The following is a 15342-nucleotide window of genomic DNA, read 5'->3' as shown; positions in this document are numbered from 1 at the left end:
CAGTTGCAGAAGCAATAAGGCGGCGGCGCGGCATCCCGCAAGGGATATCCGCGCCGCGATCACGTCGTCCACATGCGACCTTCGTTACTGGGCCCCGGTCTGCGTGACGGCATCCTGGGCCGCCTTGGCCGCCTCCGCCGCCTTTTCGGCCTCCAGTTTTCGCCAGCGCCGGACATTGGCATTGTGCTCCTCCAGCGACTCGGCGAAGACGTGCCCGCCTGTACCGTCGGCGACGAAATAAAGCTCAGGCGTGCGCGACGGATTGGCGACGGCTTCGAGCGCCGCCCGGCCCGGATTTGCAATCGGCGTCGGCGGCAGCCCCTTGATCAGATAGGTGTTGTAGGGCGTCATCTTGTCCAGGTCCGACTTCAGGATTGCCCGGTCGGCCGGCTTGCCCTCGCCGCCGAAGATACCATAGATGATCGTCGGGTCCGACTGTAGACGCATGCCTTTCTCCAGCCGATTGATGAAGACGGAAGCGACGCGCGGCCGCTCGTCGGCGCGCCCCGTTTCCTTCTCGACGATCGAGGCGAGCGTCACGAACTCCTCGATCGTCGAAACCGGCAGATCCGGATCACGCTTCTCCCATATTTGCTCGACCAGCGCCTTCTGCGCAGAGATCATCTGCTGGACGATCTCGGCGCGTTTCGTGCCGCGCGTGAACTTGTAGGTGTCCGGCCTGAGGAAGCCCTCCGGGGGCAGCTCAGTCGGCAGCTCGCCGACGAGCACAGGGTCATCGGCGAGCTTGCCGAACATCTGCTTCACGGTCAGCCCTTCCGGCAGCGAGACGGAATAGAGGATGGACTTGCCGGATTTCAGGAGCTGCATGATCTCCTGCATCGAGGAGCGGGCCTTGATCTCGTACTCGCCGGCCTTCAGCGTCTCATCGTCGAGATAAGCCTCGGAGACGAAGCGAAAGACGCGGCTGTCGGTAATGATCTCGTTGCGCTCGAGGCCTGCGGCAATTTCGCTGATGCCGGCGCCGCTGCGAACGATGAAATTCTTGTTCGCCCCCAACGGACCGGGCTTCTCGTATTCGTGCATCGCGTAATAGACCGCGCCGGCGGCTGCGAGAGCCACGAATACGATCACCGTCATGACGAAGTTCAAGAAGATGACGATCTGGCTGCGCGCCTTGCGCGATCGCTTGGGAGGCTGCGGAACCTTTTCCGGCCGCAGCGCCTCGTTTGCCGATTTCGGAATGATCGGCCCATTGCTCCCGGCTTCATTGCGGCCGAATTGTGCCGCGCTGTTATCGTTTGAGTCGCTCACGATTATCCCGAATCCGAAATCCGCAACCTCACTCCTACCACCGCCGGTGCGAATTTCGGCTTAGACCGGCGGCCAGTGTGACGTGATACTGCATGAATATGGAGACAAACCATGCAGCGATTCAAAGTGTTGCAGCAATTTAGCACGTCCGGCGGACGCGCGGCGCTGCAGAGCAACGGGCATATTGCAATTATCAGATGTACCTTGCGCGAACATAGCCCTTCGGCGGCGGCGCCGAAAGCGCCACCTCCTCCTCCGACAGCTTGTAGCGAGCATTGCGGCAAAAAGCAGGATCGCGACCGCTGCTGATGCGGGGGACGAAAACTGCGCGCGGCTTTGCGCCCGCATTCCCCGCCGCCGCCGAAGCCGGCGCGATCCAGATAGTCAATTGCCGGTGTAGCGGCGCAGAATGAGCGACGCGTTGGTGCCGCCGAAGCCGAATGAGTTCGACAGCGCCACGTTGATTTCGCGCTTGCGGGCGACATGCGGCACGAGGTCGATCCTCGTCTCGACCGAAGGATTTTCGAGATTGAGGGTGGGCGGAGCGATGTTGTCGCGAATCGCCAACGCCGAGAAGATGGCCTCGACCGCGCCGGCCGCGCCGAGAAGATGCCCAATCGCGGACTTCGTCGAAGACATGGAGATCTTCGGTGCATTGTCGCCGACCAGCCGCTCGACCGCGCCGAGCTCGATCGTGTCGGCCATGGTGGAGGTGCCGTGCGCGTTGATGTAGTCGATGTCGGCGGCGGTGATGCCCGCACGCTTCAGCGCCATCTGCATGCAGCGGTAGGCGCCCTCGCCGTCCTCGGACGGAGCAGTGATGTGGAAGGCGTCGCCGGAGAGGCCATAGCCGATGACCTCGGCATAGATCTTGGCGCCGCGTGCCTTGGCGTGCTCCAATTCTTCCAGAATGACGATGCCCGCGCCTTCGCCCATGACGAAGCCGTCACGATCGGTATCATAGGGCCGCGACGCCTTTTCGGGGTCGTCGTTGTGCTGGGTCGAGAGCGCCTTGCAGGCGGCAAAGCCCGCGAGCGAAATGCGGCAGATCGGCGATTCTGTACCGCCGGCAACCATCACGTCCGCATCTCCGAGCGCGATCAAGCGGCTCGCGTCGCCGATCGCATGCGCGCCGGTCGAGCACGCCGTTACGACCGAATGGTTGGGACCGCGCAACCTGTGGCGAATGGACACCTGCCCCGAAGCGAGGTTGATCAGGCGGCCGGGAATGAAGAAAGGCGAAATGCGGCGAGGCCCCTTGTCGCGCAGCGTGTAGCCGGCGTCGACTATGCCCTCGAGGCCGCCGATGCCGGAGCCTACGAGCACGCCGGTCGCGATCTGGTCCTCGTCGCTCTCGGGCTTCCAGCCGGCATCGGCGAGCGCCATGTCCGCGGCGGCCATCGCATAGACGATGAAGGGATCGACCTTGCGCTGCTCCTTGGGCTCCATCCAATCGTCGGCATTGAAGGTGCCGTCCGATCCATCACCGAAGGGAATGCGACAGGCGATCTTGGCGGGGAGGTCCTCGACCTCGAACTCGGTGACCTTGCGGGCGGCGTTCTGGCTGGCCAGAAGACGCGACCAGCTGACTTCGGTTCCGCAACCCAGAGGAGATACCATGCCGGTACCGGTGATAACGACACGTCTCATAACCCGTGACCCACCCTGACTGTTCAATTCAAGCGCCGGATCGGGCCACGCGTGAGGATCCCGATCCGTGCAAGCATTGTAAATCTCGTTAATGACGATCAGAGGGAAAGGCGGGAACGCTTTGCTGATCGCAACCCGCAATCAACGCGGGCCAGCCCACTTCCCCAGGGCTGCACGAGCCGCAAGCTGCGGCCCGTGTGGTGGCCTTGAGCCGTAAAGGATCAGGCCTGAGCTTTTTCGATGAACTTGACGGCGTCGCCGACGGTCAGGATCGAGTCCGCTGCGTCGTCCGGGATTTCGACACCGAATTCTTCTTCGAATGCCATGACCAGTTCGACAGTGTCGAGCGAGTCCGCGCCGAGGTCATCGATGAAGCTTGCGCCTTCGCTGACCTTTTCGGCATCGACGCCAAGATGATCAATAACAATTTTCTTCACGCGTTCTGCGATATCGCTCATGTCGGAGATCCTCGACCTTATGTTTCTTTGCGGCGCCGATTCCGGCACCGGTACTCTCAATCACGCCTGATAGACCAAGATGGCCCAACGGGCAATCCATCCAACCGAAACCGCGGATACCCAGGGCAGCAAGGGCTGCCGGATGCCTGTCCGGACCGGTCGACTGCGCACAGTCAAGGCCCGATTAACACGGTTTAAGTCTGTCGCAAAGTGCGAAAATGCCCGACATTCGCTTGGTCAACATTGAATTTCAGGCATTTGGCACCAACAGACAAAGACGCCTTTCGGGCGTTCCGCGGGAGGCGAAGAGGCCAGAACCGCGGCGCCCCGACGCCGCGTCAGATCATCGCCATCCCGCCGTTGACATGAATGGTCTGGCCGGTGACGTAACCCGCCTCGTTCGACGCGAGGTAGGCGACCGCGGAAGCGACCTCCGCGCCGGTTCCCATCCGCCGCATCGGGATCGCGGCCATGATCCCTTCCTTCTGCTTCTCATTCAGCTTGCCGGTCATGGCGCTTTCGATGAAGCCCGGCGCGACGCAGTTGACCGTGACGTTGCGGGTCGCGATCTCCTGGGCGAGCGACTTCGAGAAACCGATCATGCCGGCTTTGGAGGCACAGTAGTTGGTCTGGCCGGGATTGCCGGTGACGCCGACGACGGAGGTGATGTTGACGATCCGGCCGAAGCGGCGGCGCATCATCGGGTGCGTCAGTTCGCGCGTCAGACGGAACACGGCTGTCAGATTGACCTCCAGGACGTTGTCCCAGTCCTCGTCGCTCATGCGGACGAAGAGCCCATCCTTGGTGATGCCAGCATTGTTGACGAGGATATCAACCCCACCGAGTTCGGCCTCCGCCTTCTCACCGAGCGCCTTGACCTCGGCCCGGTCGGAGAGGTTTGCCGGAAAGATCTGGACGCGATCGCCGAGCGTGCTGGCAAGGGCTTCGAGCTTCTCGACGCGGGTGCCATGCAGGCCGACAATGGCCCCCTGAGCATGCAGCATGCGGGCGATTTCCTCGCCGATGCCGCCGGAGGCGCCGGTAACGAGCGCCTTGCGGCCGGAAAGATCAAACATGGATTTCTTCCTTATAATAGGGCGCCTATAATTAGGACACTTAGGCCAGAAGGGCGGCAAGCGCCGTGTCGACGTCGGCGGGCGAATTGACGGCGATGCCGTTGACAGTCTTGTCGATCCGCCGGGCAAGTCCCGTCAGCACCTTGCCGGAGCCGATCTCGTAAAGCGTGGTCACGTCGTTGGCGGCGAACCATTGCACCGTCTCGCGCCAACGCACCTGCCCCGTCACCTGTTCGACGAGCAGGCGGGTAATCTCGCCGGAATCGCTCACCGGCGCGGCAAGGACGTTGGCGACGACCGGCACGACCGGATCGCGCTTCTCGACCTTGGAGAGCGCCTCGCGCATCGCTTCTGCGGCGGGAGCCATCAGCGCGGAATGGAAGGGCGCCGATACCGGCAGCATCAAGGCGCGCTTGGCCCCCTTTTCCGAGGCGAGCGCCGCCGCCTTCTCGACAGCCTGCTTCTCGCCCGAAATCACCAATTGGCCGCCGCCATTGTCGTTGGCAATCTGGCACGATCCGAGAGACGAGGCCCCGCGGCAAATCGCTTCGACGTCTTCGTGCTCCAGGCCGATGATCGCGGCCATCGCGCCCTTGCCGACGGGAACTGCCGCTTGCATCGCATTGCCGCGGATGCGCAGGAGCCGCGCCGTGTCGGCAAGCGAAAAGGTGCCGGCTGCACAGAGCGCCGAATACTCGCCGAGCGAATGGCCGGCGACAAACGACACCTTGCTCTTGAGATCGAGCCCCTTCGCCTCGAGCACCCGGATCACCGCCATGGAGACTGCCATCAGGGCCGGCTGCGCGTTCGCGGTCAGCGTCAGGGTTTCTTCCGGTCCGTTCCACATGATGTCGGAGAGCTTTTCGCCGAGCGCCCCGTCGACTTCAGCGAAGACGGCAGCGGCCTCCGGAAAGGCTTCGGCCAGATCCTTGCCCATGCCGACGGCCTGGCTGCCCTGGCCGGGGAACGTGAATGCGATGCTCATCAAGAGTGCCCTTCCCTGGATCACGAACGACCTGGAGCATTTCGAGACCGGCGCGATCGATTCCTGATTTTGACCGGGCGGGCACTTCTTTTACCGCGCCCGTGTTTTTCTCTCCATTCACATTCCTAGACGGCAAGTCAAGCGCAGAGCCCGTCTTCCCGGGCCTCGCCCACTGCATGTTTCCTTAAATCGTCCCGATTTAAGGAAACATGCAGTGTCTCAAAGTACCACAGCGACCTTTGCGGCTTATAAGACGCACAGCGCTGTAGGCTTTTGCCCTTGATCTTCGCCAATCAAGGCGTAAGTTTGCCCGGCTTTTGCCGCCGCGCCGGCACGATGCCTCTGGGCTGCGGCCTCAACTCATCATTCCCAGGCGGTGCGCCCTTCCCTCCCGCCGGTGCGACTCCGCCCACAAAAGGAAGTGACATCATGCGCTACAACACGCTCGGCCGCACCGGCATCAAAGTCTCGGAAATCTGCCTCGGCACGATGACCTGGGGCTCCCAGAACACCCCCGCGGAGGCCCATGAGCAGCTCGACTACGCTTTCGACCATGGCGTCAACTTCATCGACACGGCCGAACTCTATCCGACCACGCCGCTGTCGGAGGAAACTTACGGCAGTACCGAGCGGATCATCGGCGATTGGCTGGCAGCACGCGGCCGGCGTGACGACGTGGTGGTCGCAACCAAGGTCGCCGGCTCCGGCCGCCCCTATATCCGCAACGGCGAGCCGATCACGCCGCAAGGAATCGATCAAGCGCTCGAGGCCAGTCTCAGGCGGCTCAAGACCGATTACATCGACCTCTACCAGCTTCACTGGCCGAACCGCGGCCACTATCATTTCCGCAACGCCTGGTCCTACGACCCGTCTCGGCAGGAGACGGAGCAGGTCACCGCTGACCTCAAGGCTATCCTCGACAAGCTTGGCGATCTCGTAAAGGCGGGCAAGATCCGTGCCATCGGGCTGTCCAACGAAACCGCCTGGGGCACGATGAAGATGCTCGACCTGGCGAGAAGATATGGCCTGCCTCGGGTGGCGACGATCCAGAACGAGTACAACCTGCTCTACCGGCCCTACGATCTCGACCTCGCGGAAGTGTCGCACCACGAGGATGTCGGCCTGCTTGCCTATTCGCCGCTGGCAGCCGGGCTCCTCACCGGCAAATATCTCGACGGCGCAAAGCCCGCCGGCTCGCGCCTGTCGATCAATGGCGATCTTGGCGGCCGCTTCACGCCGCACCAGGAACCTGCCGTTGCCGCCTATGTGGCGCTCGCCCGCGAGCACGGCCTCGACCCCGCCCAGATGGCGCTCGCCTTCTGCCTCGCGCGCCCCTTCATGACCTCTGTCATCATCGGCGCGACGTCGATGGCGCAGTTGAAGACCAACATCGGCGCTACAGGCGTTACGCTTTCGCAGGACGTGATGAACGGCATAAGGCGCCTGCACCGGCTGTATCCGGCGCCGATCTGAGCGGCGCCGGCTCTCTGCGGCCCTATTTCCAAGCGGCCATCTGGCGGCAGCTTTCGGCGCAACGCCGGCAGGCCTCGACGCATTCGGCCATGTCGCCGATGCGTTCGCAGTCAGCCGCGCATTCGCTGCAAATCTCTGCACATTCGCGACAGAGATGCCGGTGATGCGGTGTCCCGATCAGCATGAAATGCGCTGCGGTCCGGCATATCTCGGCGCAAGCCATAATCAGCCGGAAGTGCGGCGGCTCAGTGTGTTCCTCGCCGGCCTCCAGGCAATGGCTCATTGCCGTCGAAAGGCAGACACGGTAACAGACCAGGCAATTCTCTAGGCACTCCTGCATTCTCGGATCGAACTCGTGCATTTTTTGTCTCCCGCGGGTTTGTCGGGCTGCAGGCGTCCAACAGGGAGTGAGAACGATTGTTCCGCAACGTCGCGCCTCACGCGCCGCACGCCTCTCCGGGCTGCGGCAACGATCTTCCAATCGCGCCTTGCATTTCCGCGGAAAATGCGTATAAGCGCGCTGTTCGAAACGCCCGGTCTTCTGGCTGGTGGCTGAACGGAGGGCCGGCTTCCGACGGGGAAGCCGCTAGGAATGCAAGGCATTCCGGCCTCCCGTGTCTCCGCTCTCGACCGTCTCGATACAACACTTTCTTGCCGGCTCATCACAGCCTTTAAGAACAGTCGTTGAGGCTTAGCCGCCGAGGTCCGGGCTGATTAACGCAAGAAAGGCAAGCCACAATGGCTCTTTATGAACACGTGTTCCTCGCTCGGCAGGACATCACGCCGCAGCAAGTCGACGCTCTCGTCGAGCAGTACAAGGGCGTCATCGAAGCGAACGGCGGCAAGGTCGGTCGCGTCGAGAACTGGGGCCTGAAGTCCCTCACCTACCGCATCAAGAAGAACCGCAAGGCTCATTACGTGCTGATGGACATCGATGCTCCGGCACCGGCCGTCCACGAAGTCGAGCGCCAGATGCGCATCAACGAAGACATCCTGCGCTACATGACGATCGCCGTCGACAAGCACGAGGAAGGTCCGTCTGCCATGATGCAGAAGCGCGATCGCGACGATCGTCCGCGCGGCGAAGGCCGTGGCCCGCGTGAAGGCGGTTTCGACCGTGGTCCGCGTCCGGACCGTGGTGACCGTGAAGACCGTCCGCGCCGCCCGCGTGAAGACCGCGCGTAACAGAAGCTTTAGGAGATAGATGATAATGGCTGAAGTTTCTTCCGCTCCGGTACGCCGTCCGTTCCACCGCCGCCGCAAGACCTGCCCCTTCTCGGGCGCAAACGCTCCGCGGATCGACTACAAGGACGTTCGCCTGCTGCAGCGCTACATTTCCGAGCGCGGCAAGATCGTGCCGTCCCGCATCACGGCCGTCTCCCAGAAGAAGCAGCGCGAGCTCGCCCAGGCGATCAAGCGCGCACGCTTCCTCGGCCTGCTGCCCTACGTCGTATCGTAAGGCAACTGACTCTCCGTTGAGCGCCTGACTCAACGGAAGCCAATCAGGTTGAGGGCGTTCGCCGCAGCGGCGCCTTCAACTCTCCCTTCCGCGGTGGGCGCGGATCGGAAACCGGCGCGAAAAGCGCATGAAATCCCATGTTGGGGCCAGGCGATCGCCGCCCCTAACTGCCTTAGAAGCAGGACAGCGAACGTGAAGAACTGGAACAGGACATCGCTGCTGACCGGCGCGCTCGCCGGCATTACCGCCGCCCTTTTGTCGATGGGCGCGAATATGCAGTCGTCCCTTGCGATCGTCCTTTATGCCGCTTCCGCGTTGCCGATCCTGATCGCCGGGCTCGGCTGGGGCAATGCCGCCGCCCTCGCCGCGATCGTTGTCGCGGGCGCTACGGCATCCGCATTGGTTTCATCCTATTTCGCGCTGCTGATCGTGGTCGTGACGCTCATTCCGGCCGGTTGGCTTAGCCACCTCTCCAATCTTGCGCGCCCGGCTTCCGAACTCGGCGGTCCCGAGGGCGCTCTCGCCTGGTATCCGCTTTCCGACATTCTCGTGCATCTCGCCGGGCTCGTAACCGTCGGAATGATCATCGTCGGCTACATCGTCGGATACGATACGAGCGTCTCCGACCTCATGGTCGACATGGTGATAGAGGCTGTGAAGGCGCAGGAGCCGCTCTACAATCCCGATGCTGCAGCAATAGCCCAGCTCAAGTCGATGTTCACGCTGGCCCTGCCGCTCGTTCAGGGCGCGATCTGGGTCGTGATGCTGTTTGCCGCCTATTACATCGCGACGCGCATCGTGCAGATGTCCGGCAAGTCCCTGCGTCCGCGCGAGGACATCCCCTCCGCGCTGAGAATGCACCGCAATGCCATCTTCGCCTTCCTCGCAGGCCTCCTCCTCACCTTCATCGGTGGTGCGCCTGCGGCGATCGGCGCACTCGTCTGCGGCACGTTCGGAGCGGGTTTCCTGCTTTCGGGCTTTGCCTCCTTCCACTTCCGCACACGCGGCAAGTCCTGGCGGCTTCCCGTGCTGTGGATCGCCTACCTGTCGGTGCTCGTCTTCACGATCCCGGCTGTCTTCTTCCTCCTCACCGGCTTGACCGATACGCGCCGCACCATCGCGCTCACGCCGACCGGAGAAAACTGATCAACGAACAAGCCAAACTGAAAGGAAACCAAAATGGAAGTCATTCTCCTCGAACGCATCGCCAAGCTCGGCCAGATGGGTGAAACCGTAAAGGTCCGCGACGGCTTCGCGCGCAACTACCTGCTGCCGCTCGGCAAGGCGCTGCGCGCCAACGCCGCCAACAAGGCCCGCTTCGAAGCCGAACGCGCGACGCTTGAAGCTCGCAACCTCGAGCGCAAGTCGGAAGCCCAGAAGATCGCCGAGAAGCTCGACGGCAAGTCCTTCGTCATCGTCCGCTCCGCCGGTGAAACCGGCCAGCTCTACGGTTCGGTTGCCGCTCGCGACATCATCGACGTACTGGCTGCCGAAGGCTTCAACGTCAACCGCAACCAGGTCAACCTTAACCAGCCGATCAAGACGATCGGCGTTCACAAGGTGACGCTGCACCTGCATGCCGAAGTCGACGTGGTGGTCGAAGTCAACGTCGCCCGTTCGGCCGAAGAGGCAGAGCGCCAGGCCAAGGGCGAAAGCCTGACCTCCGCCGATGCCATTTACGGTGTCGACGAAGACGCCCTGAAGCCGGAAGACTTCTTCAACCCGGAAGCCGAATTCGAAACTGAGGAAGAATAAGCGTCAGCCACAGGACTGAACGGAAAGCCCGGCTCCCCGCGAGCCGGGCTTTTTCTTTTTCCGTGACGTGGCATTGCCCTGCGGCATCCACAAACGACGCGGGAACGCGAATCAGATAAATTGCCAGCCCTGGCCTCAACGCCGTTACCCAGTACGCGTATAAATTTTTGGGACGTTTGCCGCACCCCTGTGGATCAGTGTGAACAACGGGCAAAGGCGATGGGCGGAGTTGAGTGCCGTGGCACTGTTGCACGTCTGCACTAGACGTCGGGGACTGCAGTCAGCAAACCGGATAGCTCACGGGACATACAGGCGGAAACGGAAACACCATGAACGACGCAGCGCGAAAGCTCGCTCCCTTGGCCAAGGATCAGGTGGACCAGCACTATCGCGAAGCGCCGAACAACCTGGAAGCGGAGCAGGCGCTGCTCGGCGCCATTCTCGTCAACAACGATGCCTTCTACCGCGTCTCCGACTTCTTGAAGCCGGTGCATCTCTACGAGCCACTGCATCGCAAGATCTTCGAGGTTGCCGGCGATATCATTCGCATGGGCAAGACCGCCAACCCGGTGACGATCAAGACCTTCCTCAAGGCCGACGAGAAGGTTGGCGAGTTGACGGTCGCTCAATATCTCGCGCGCCTTGCCGCCGAAGCGGTGTCGATCATCAACGCCGAGGATTATGGCCGGGCGATCTATGACCTGGCGCTGCGCCGCTCGCTGATCACCATCGGTGAGGACATGGTCAATATCGCGTATGACGCGCCGCTGGACATGCCGCCGCAGAGCCAGATCGAGGACGCCGAGCGGCGTCTCTTCGAACTTGCCGAGACCGGCCGCTATGACGGCGGCTTCCAGTCGTTCAACGACGCCGTGGCGCTCGCGATCGACATGGCGGGACAGGCCTTCGAGCGCGACGGGCACCTTTCCGGCATCTCCACTGGCATTCACTCGCTTGATTCCAAGATGGGCGGGTTGCAGCGTTCGGACCTGATCATCCTCGCTGGCCGCCCGGGCATGGGCAAGACCTCGCTTGCGACCAACATCGCCTACAACATTGCCGCCTCCTACGAGCCGGAGGTGCAGCCGGACGGTTCCTTCAAGGCGAAGAACGGCGGCGTCGTCGGCTTCTATTCGCTCGAAATGTCGTCCGAGCAGCTCGCCACCCGTATCATCTCCGAGCAGACGGAGGTCTCGTCTTCCAAGATTCGTCGCGGCGACATTTCCGAGGCCGATTTCGAAAAACTCGTCGCCTGCTCGCAGATGATGCAGAAGGTGCCGCTCTATATCGACCAGACCGGCGGCATCTCGATCGCGCAGCTTGCGGCGCGGGCCCGCCGCTTGAAGCGCCAGCGCGGCCTCGACGTGCTCGTTGTCGACTACGTCCAGCTCATGACCGGCTCGAAGAAGTCGGGCGAAAACCGCGTGCAGGAGATCACCGAGATCACCACCGGGCTTAAGGCGCTCGGCAAGGAGCTGAACGTGCCGATCATCGCACTCTCGCAGCTTTCCCGTGCGGTGGAAAGCCGCGAGGACAAGCGGCCGCAGCTCTCGGACCTGCGCGAATCGGGCTCGATCGAGCAGGACGCCGACGTAGTGCTCTTCGTGTTCCGCGAAGAATACTATGTAAAGAACATGGAACCGCGCGACGAGTTCGATCCGAAATACGAAGAATGGAAGATGAAGATGGAGCAGGTGAAGGGCACGGCGGACGTGATTATCGCCAAGCAGCGCCACGGACCGACCGGCACGGTCAAGCTCGCATTCCAGTCGGAATTCACGCGCTTCTCGGATCTCGCGGATCCATCGTTTACGCAGTACGAGCATTGATCGGGCGGTTGAGGGGCGGAAATCCAGCGTAACTCCGGCCTTCACGCCCCTATCGACGCTCTCGCAACGGCCACGACAATCACGCCGGTCGCCACGGCTGCAAGCAGCGGCAGTCTCATCGCGGCAAGCGCGGTCGCCAGAGCCGCCATTGTCTCGGCCGGTCCGGTGACGAGTGCCGTCGGAGCGATGACGGCCATCAGCACCGCCGGCGGAATGGCATCCAATGCTCGTTTCTGGATGGGACCGATCGTCACGAAACGGATGAGAAGAAGACCGCTGATGCGGGTCAGCACAGTCGCCACCGCCATGGCGACAATCGCGAGAAACGTGTTCGGGTCGAGCGTCATGCACAGGCCTCCCGGCGTTGGCTGGCGAACAGAGTGGCGGCAACGCCCGCCGCGGCCCCGGCGGCGATATACCAGACGCCGGGCAGGAATTGATGGGCGATCACTGCCGCCGCCGCACTCGCCGCGAGCACCGCGCCGGTCTCGCGCCCCTTCCAGAAGCCCATGACCAGGACGATGAAAACCGCCGGAAAAGCGAAATCGAGACCGATGATCTTCGGATCTCCCGCGAAAGCGCCTGCGATGGAACCGGCAAGGCTCGTGAGCACCCAGACGCAATAAAACGGCACCGCCAGGCCCGCATACCAGGCGGACGTGAGCCGTGCCTGCCCGGCGCGAAGCTCGGCCATCGCCCAGATCTCATCGGCGAGAAGCAGCATCGCGGCATATTTCGCAGGGCCGGCGAAGGCCGGCATTTTCGTGCCGATCGAAGCACTCATCAGCACGTGGCGGATATTGACGAGCAAGGCCGAGAAGGCGAGCGCACTCCAGGAGGCCGGATGCGTCCAGATATCCATAGCCACAAATTGCGAGCCGCCGGCGAAAACAAGGGCGCTCATCAGCGCGACTTCGAGGCTCGATAAGCCCTTTGTGGCGGCGACCGCCCCAAAGACGAGCCCAATCGGCATGACAGCGACGGTAAGCGGAGCCATCGCCCGCACGCCGCCGGCAAACTCGTCAAAAATCCCTGCCCTTTTCATCGTCTGCAATCTCCGTCGTTGTGTGGCAGAGAGCCATACAAGGAGTGCGGACGACACGTCTTGAACGAAAGTGATCAGCCGGTCCGAAAGGCCCCGGGCGTCACGCCGGTCCTCGCCTTGAAATGCCTTGTAAAGTGCGCCTGGTCGGCAAAGCCGCAATGATAGGCAGTGTCGGCGGCGGACCAGCCTTGACGCAGAAGCGTCTTTGCCTCCCGCACGCGCTTGTCGGTAAGGAAGGCATGCGGGGTGATATGGAACTCCTTGCGAAACGCGCGGATCAGATGCGCCCGGCTGAGACCGGCCACTTTCGCAAGCTCGTCAAGGCCGACGTCGGTCGAGTAATTGGCGAGCAGATAATCGCGGACGCGATGCACGGCGGAACTCTCGCGCGTCCGGGGCGGAAGGATGATAGCGCTTCCATGCCGCTGGAACAGCGTCGCCAGAAAGCCGAACATGCCCTCGTCCGCCTCCAGCGCACCGACTTTGCCCTCCAGCGTACGGTGCGCGCGATGAAAGGCGGCGGCGAGTTCCGGGGCTGTCAGCCACTGCCGCGAAAACGAGGGAGTACCCTGGAACGTGCGCCCGGTGACGTCCTCGAGAACCTCGACGACCAGTTCCACGGTCGGATAGATCATCCGGTAGCGATAGCCGTCGTTGCCCGGATGCCCGTCATGAACCTCGTCCGGATTGATGAGATAGAGATCGCCGGGGCCCGTCTGAGAGCGCTCGCCCTTGATGGTGCTGATCTGCGACCCCGCCTCGATGGCGCCGATGCTGAACGTGTCATGCGCATGCGGCGCAAACTCGTGGGTTATGAAGGTCGCACTCAGGCACTCCATGCCCTTGAAGCGGGTGTCCCGCCAGAACCGCGTCTGCTCGGCCCCCTCAAGCGGCATCGCTTCGGTGGCCTGTTCCTGAGAAATCGTCTGCATCGGCCGATCCTATCGGCGTGAAGAGGATCGGTCTTGTACAAAAGTGCTCGTCACGATCGCGTACCTCATCCGGGCGAAGCCGTTTGCCGCCTCCCGCGCTTGTATGTAATGCTGCGGCTTCACCAGGAAGAGCTTGCCTTATGCACAGTCCCGAATTTCTTGCCGCCTCCAACCGGCTCACCATCGACCTCACTGCCCTCGCCGACAATTGGCGGATCATGAACGAGCTCTCGGGTAAGGCACGCGCGGCCGCCGTGCTCAAGGCCGATGCCTATGGAATCGGCCTCGCTCAGGCGGCACCTACGCTTTACGCCGCCGGTGCGCGCGATTTCTTCGTCGCCAGCGTGGAAGAAGGCGCGGAGCTTCGCCGGCTCTTGCCCGAGGCGCGCATCTATATCCTTGCCGGCATGTGGCCGGGCAATGAGGAGCTTTTCTTCGCCAACGACCTCGTGCCGATCATCAATTCGGAGGAGCAGCTTGCCGTCTTCATGGCCGCGCTTTCCGAACATAGTGAGTATCCTTGCGTGCTCCACGTCGATACGGGCATGAACCGTCTCGGCCTCTCCGTCGAGGAGGCGATCGCTCTCGCCCGTGATCCGGCGCGTCCTGCAAGTTTTTCGCCCGTGCTGGTGATGAGCCATCTCGCCTGCGCCGACGATCCGAAGCACCCGATGAACCTTTATCAGCTTCAGCGTTTCCGCGAAGTGACGGCCGCCTTCGACGGCGTGCCGGCGAGTCTGGCCAATTCCGGCGGCGTGTTTCTCGGCGAGGATTACCATTTCGATCTCACCCGTCCAGGGATCGCCGTCTATGGCGGCGAGGCCGTCAGCGGTGCCGTCAACCCCATGAAGCCGGTCGTTACTGCGGAAGCGCGCATCATCCAGGTCCGGACGGTTCCCTCCGGCGGCACGGCAAGCTACGGCGCCTCCGCGCTGTTCACCCGCGACAGTCGTATCGCGACGGTCGCGATCGGCTATGCCGACGGCTACCATCGTTCGGTCTCGGGCGGCGGCGTCACACTCCGGCAGTCGACGCCGTCGGGGGCCTTCGGCTTCCTGCATGGCAGAAAGGTGCCGCATGTCGGCCGGGTGACGATGGATCTGAGCCTCTTCGATGTCACCGACCTGCCGGAAAACGTGGTGCGCCCCGGCGACTATATCGAGCTCTTCGGCCGCAACGTCGCCATCGACGACGTCGCACGCGCCGGCGGCACGATCGGCTACGAACTGCTGACGAGCCTTGGACGCCGCTATCATCGAACCTATGTCGGTGGCGCCTGAACCTGCAGCGCCGTGCGTCTTCTCAGACGCACAAGGACGCTGTGAATTGCTGCATGTTTTTGCCCCTAAAGCGAGTACGATTTAAGGACACATGCAGTGGGCGCAAAGGAATATCGTCCTTTCAAACG

General features: G+C 62.5%; 16 protein-coding genes. 7 read left to right on the top strand and 9 right to left on the bottom strand.

The window, feature by feature from the left end; translation table 11 throughout:
- Nucleotides 1-84: 84 nt before the first annotated feature.
- The 5 genes from mltG to fabD all read right to left on the bottom strand — a co-directional run bounded on the left by mltG (nucleotide 85) and on the right by fabD (nucleotide 5441).
- Entirely contained in the window at nucleotides 85-1272 is a 1188-nt protein-coding gene (mltG, locus tag M728_RS04345; RefSeq protein WP_026619198.1) for an endolytic transglycosylase MltG, read from the bottom strand.
- A 384-nt stretch (nucleotides 1273-1656) separates the two neighbouring features.
- Nucleotides 1657-2922 (bottom strand): beta-ketoacyl-ACP synthase II, encoded by a 1266-nt coding sequence (fabF, locus tag M728_RS04340; RefSeq protein ID WP_026619196.1) that lies wholly within the window; start codon nucleotides 2920-2922, stop codon nucleotides 1657-1659.
- 221 nt (nucleotides 2923-3143) lie between these two features.
- The gene (locus M728_RS04335; RefSeq protein ID WP_003531676.1) at nucleotides 3144-3380 is read right to left on the bottom strand and encodes an acyl carrier protein; all 237 of its coding nucleotides are present in this window, start codon (nucleotides 3378-3380) and stop codon (nucleotides 3144-3146) included.
- A 338-nt stretch (nucleotides 3381-3718) separates the two neighbouring features.
- On the bottom strand, nucleotides 3719-4456 hold the full coding sequence (fabG, locus tag M728_RS04330; protein WP_026619195.1) for a 3-oxoacyl-[acyl-carrier-protein] reductase: 738 nt from the start codon (nucleotides 4454-4456) through the stop codon (nucleotides 3719-3721).
- Between the two features lie 40 nt (nucleotides 4457-4496).
- Nucleotides 4497-5441: an ACP S-malonyltransferase gene (gene fabD / locus M728_RS04325; protein WP_026619194.1), complete on the bottom strand. Its 945-nt coding sequence runs from the start codon at nucleotides 5439-5441 to the stop codon at nucleotides 4497-4499.
- Between the two features lie 429 nt (nucleotides 5442-5870).
- On the opposite strand from fabD, the gene M728_RS04320 reads away from it, so the two are divergent.
- On the top strand, nucleotides 5871-6914 hold the full coding sequence (locus M728_RS04320; RefSeq protein ID WP_026619193.1) for an aldo/keto reductase: 1044 nt from the start codon (nucleotides 5871-5873) through the stop codon (nucleotides 6912-6914).
- A 22-nt stretch (nucleotides 6915-6936) separates the two neighbouring features.
- Here the strand turns inward: M728_RS04320 and M728_RS04315 are convergent, their stop codons facing one another.
- A complete protein-coding gene (locus M728_RS04315; RefSeq protein ID WP_026619192.1) occupies nucleotides 6937-7275 on the bottom strand; it encodes a four-helix bundle copper-binding protein in 339 nt (112 codons plus the stop codon).
- A gap of 377 nt (nucleotides 7276-7652) precedes the next feature.
- Here M728_RS04315 and rpsF point away from each other — a divergent pair, with 377 nt between their 5' ends.
- The 5 genes from rpsF to M728_RS04290 all read left to right on the top strand — a co-directional run bounded on the left by rpsF (nucleotide 7653) and on the right by M728_RS04290 (nucleotide 11957).
- Nucleotides 7653-8099 (top strand): 30S ribosomal protein S6, encoded by a 447-nt coding sequence (gene rpsF / locus M728_RS04310; RefSeq protein ID WP_026619191.1) that lies wholly within the window; start codon nucleotides 7653-7655, stop codon nucleotides 8097-8099.
- Nucleotides 8100-8124: 25 nt separating this feature from the next.
- Nucleotides 8125-8373 (top strand): 30S ribosomal protein S18, encoded by a 249-nt coding sequence (rpsR, locus tag M728_RS04305; RefSeq protein WP_012707461.1) that lies wholly within the window; start codon nucleotides 8125-8127, stop codon nucleotides 8371-8373.
- A 192-nt stretch (nucleotides 8374-8565) separates the two neighbouring features.
- Nucleotides 8566-9519, top strand: a complete 954-nt coding sequence (locus M728_RS04300; protein ID WP_026619190.1) for a membrane protein — start codon at nucleotides 8566-8568, stop codon at nucleotides 9517-9519.
- 33 nt (nucleotides 9520-9552) lie between these two features.
- Complete coding sequence (gene rplI, locus M728_RS04295) at nucleotides 9553-10128, top strand: 50S ribosomal protein L9 (protein WP_026619189.1); 576 nt, start codon at nucleotides 9553-9555, stop codon at nucleotides 10126-10128.
- A gap of 329 nt (nucleotides 10129-10457) precedes the next feature.
- Nucleotides 10458-11957: a replicative DNA helicase gene (locus tag M728_RS04290; protein ID WP_026619188.1), complete on the top strand. Its 1500-nt coding sequence runs from the start codon at nucleotides 10458-10460 to the stop codon at nucleotides 11955-11957.
- A gap of 41 nt (nucleotides 11958-11998) precedes the next feature.
- Here the strand turns inward: M728_RS04290 and M728_RS04285 are convergent, their stop codons facing one another.
- From M728_RS04285 to M728_RS04275, 3 genes are all read right to left on the bottom strand, one after another.
- The gene (locus M728_RS04285) at nucleotides 11999-12304 is read right to left on the bottom strand and encodes an AzlD family protein (protein ID WP_026619187.1); all 306 of its coding nucleotides are present in this window, start codon (nucleotides 12302-12304) and stop codon (nucleotides 11999-12001) included.
- Nucleotides 12301-12954 carry an AzlC family ABC transporter permease gene (locus M728_RS04280; RefSeq protein ID WP_198023371.1) on the bottom strand — a complete coding sequence of 218 codons (654 nt, stop codon included), beginning with the start codon at nucleotides 12952-12954 and terminating at the stop codon, nucleotides 12301-12303. The genes M728_RS04285 and M728_RS04280 overlap by 4 nt, the downstream gene beginning before the upstream one ends.
- A 122-nt stretch (nucleotides 12955-13076) precedes the next feature.
- On the bottom strand, nucleotides 13077-13934 hold the full coding sequence (locus tag M728_RS04275) for an AraC family transcriptional regulator (RefSeq protein ID WP_026619185.1): 858 nt from the start codon (nucleotides 13932-13934) through the stop codon (nucleotides 13077-13079).
- Between the two features lie 140 nt (nucleotides 13935-14074).
- On the opposite strand from M728_RS04275, the gene alr reads away from it, so the two are divergent.
- Nucleotides 14075-15214 (top strand): alanine racemase, encoded by a 1140-nt coding sequence (gene alr, locus M728_RS04270; RefSeq protein ID WP_026619184.1) that lies wholly within the window; start codon nucleotides 14075-14077, stop codon nucleotides 15212-15214.
- Nucleotides 15215-15342 lie beyond the last annotated feature (128 nt).

It is taken from the genome of Ensifer sp. WSM1721 (genome assembly GCF_000513895.2).
Lineage (GTDB): Bacteria > Pseudomonadota > Alphaproteobacteria > Rhizobiales > Rhizobiaceae > Sinorhizobium.
This window is presented reverse-complemented; position numbering and strand designations above follow the sequence as displayed.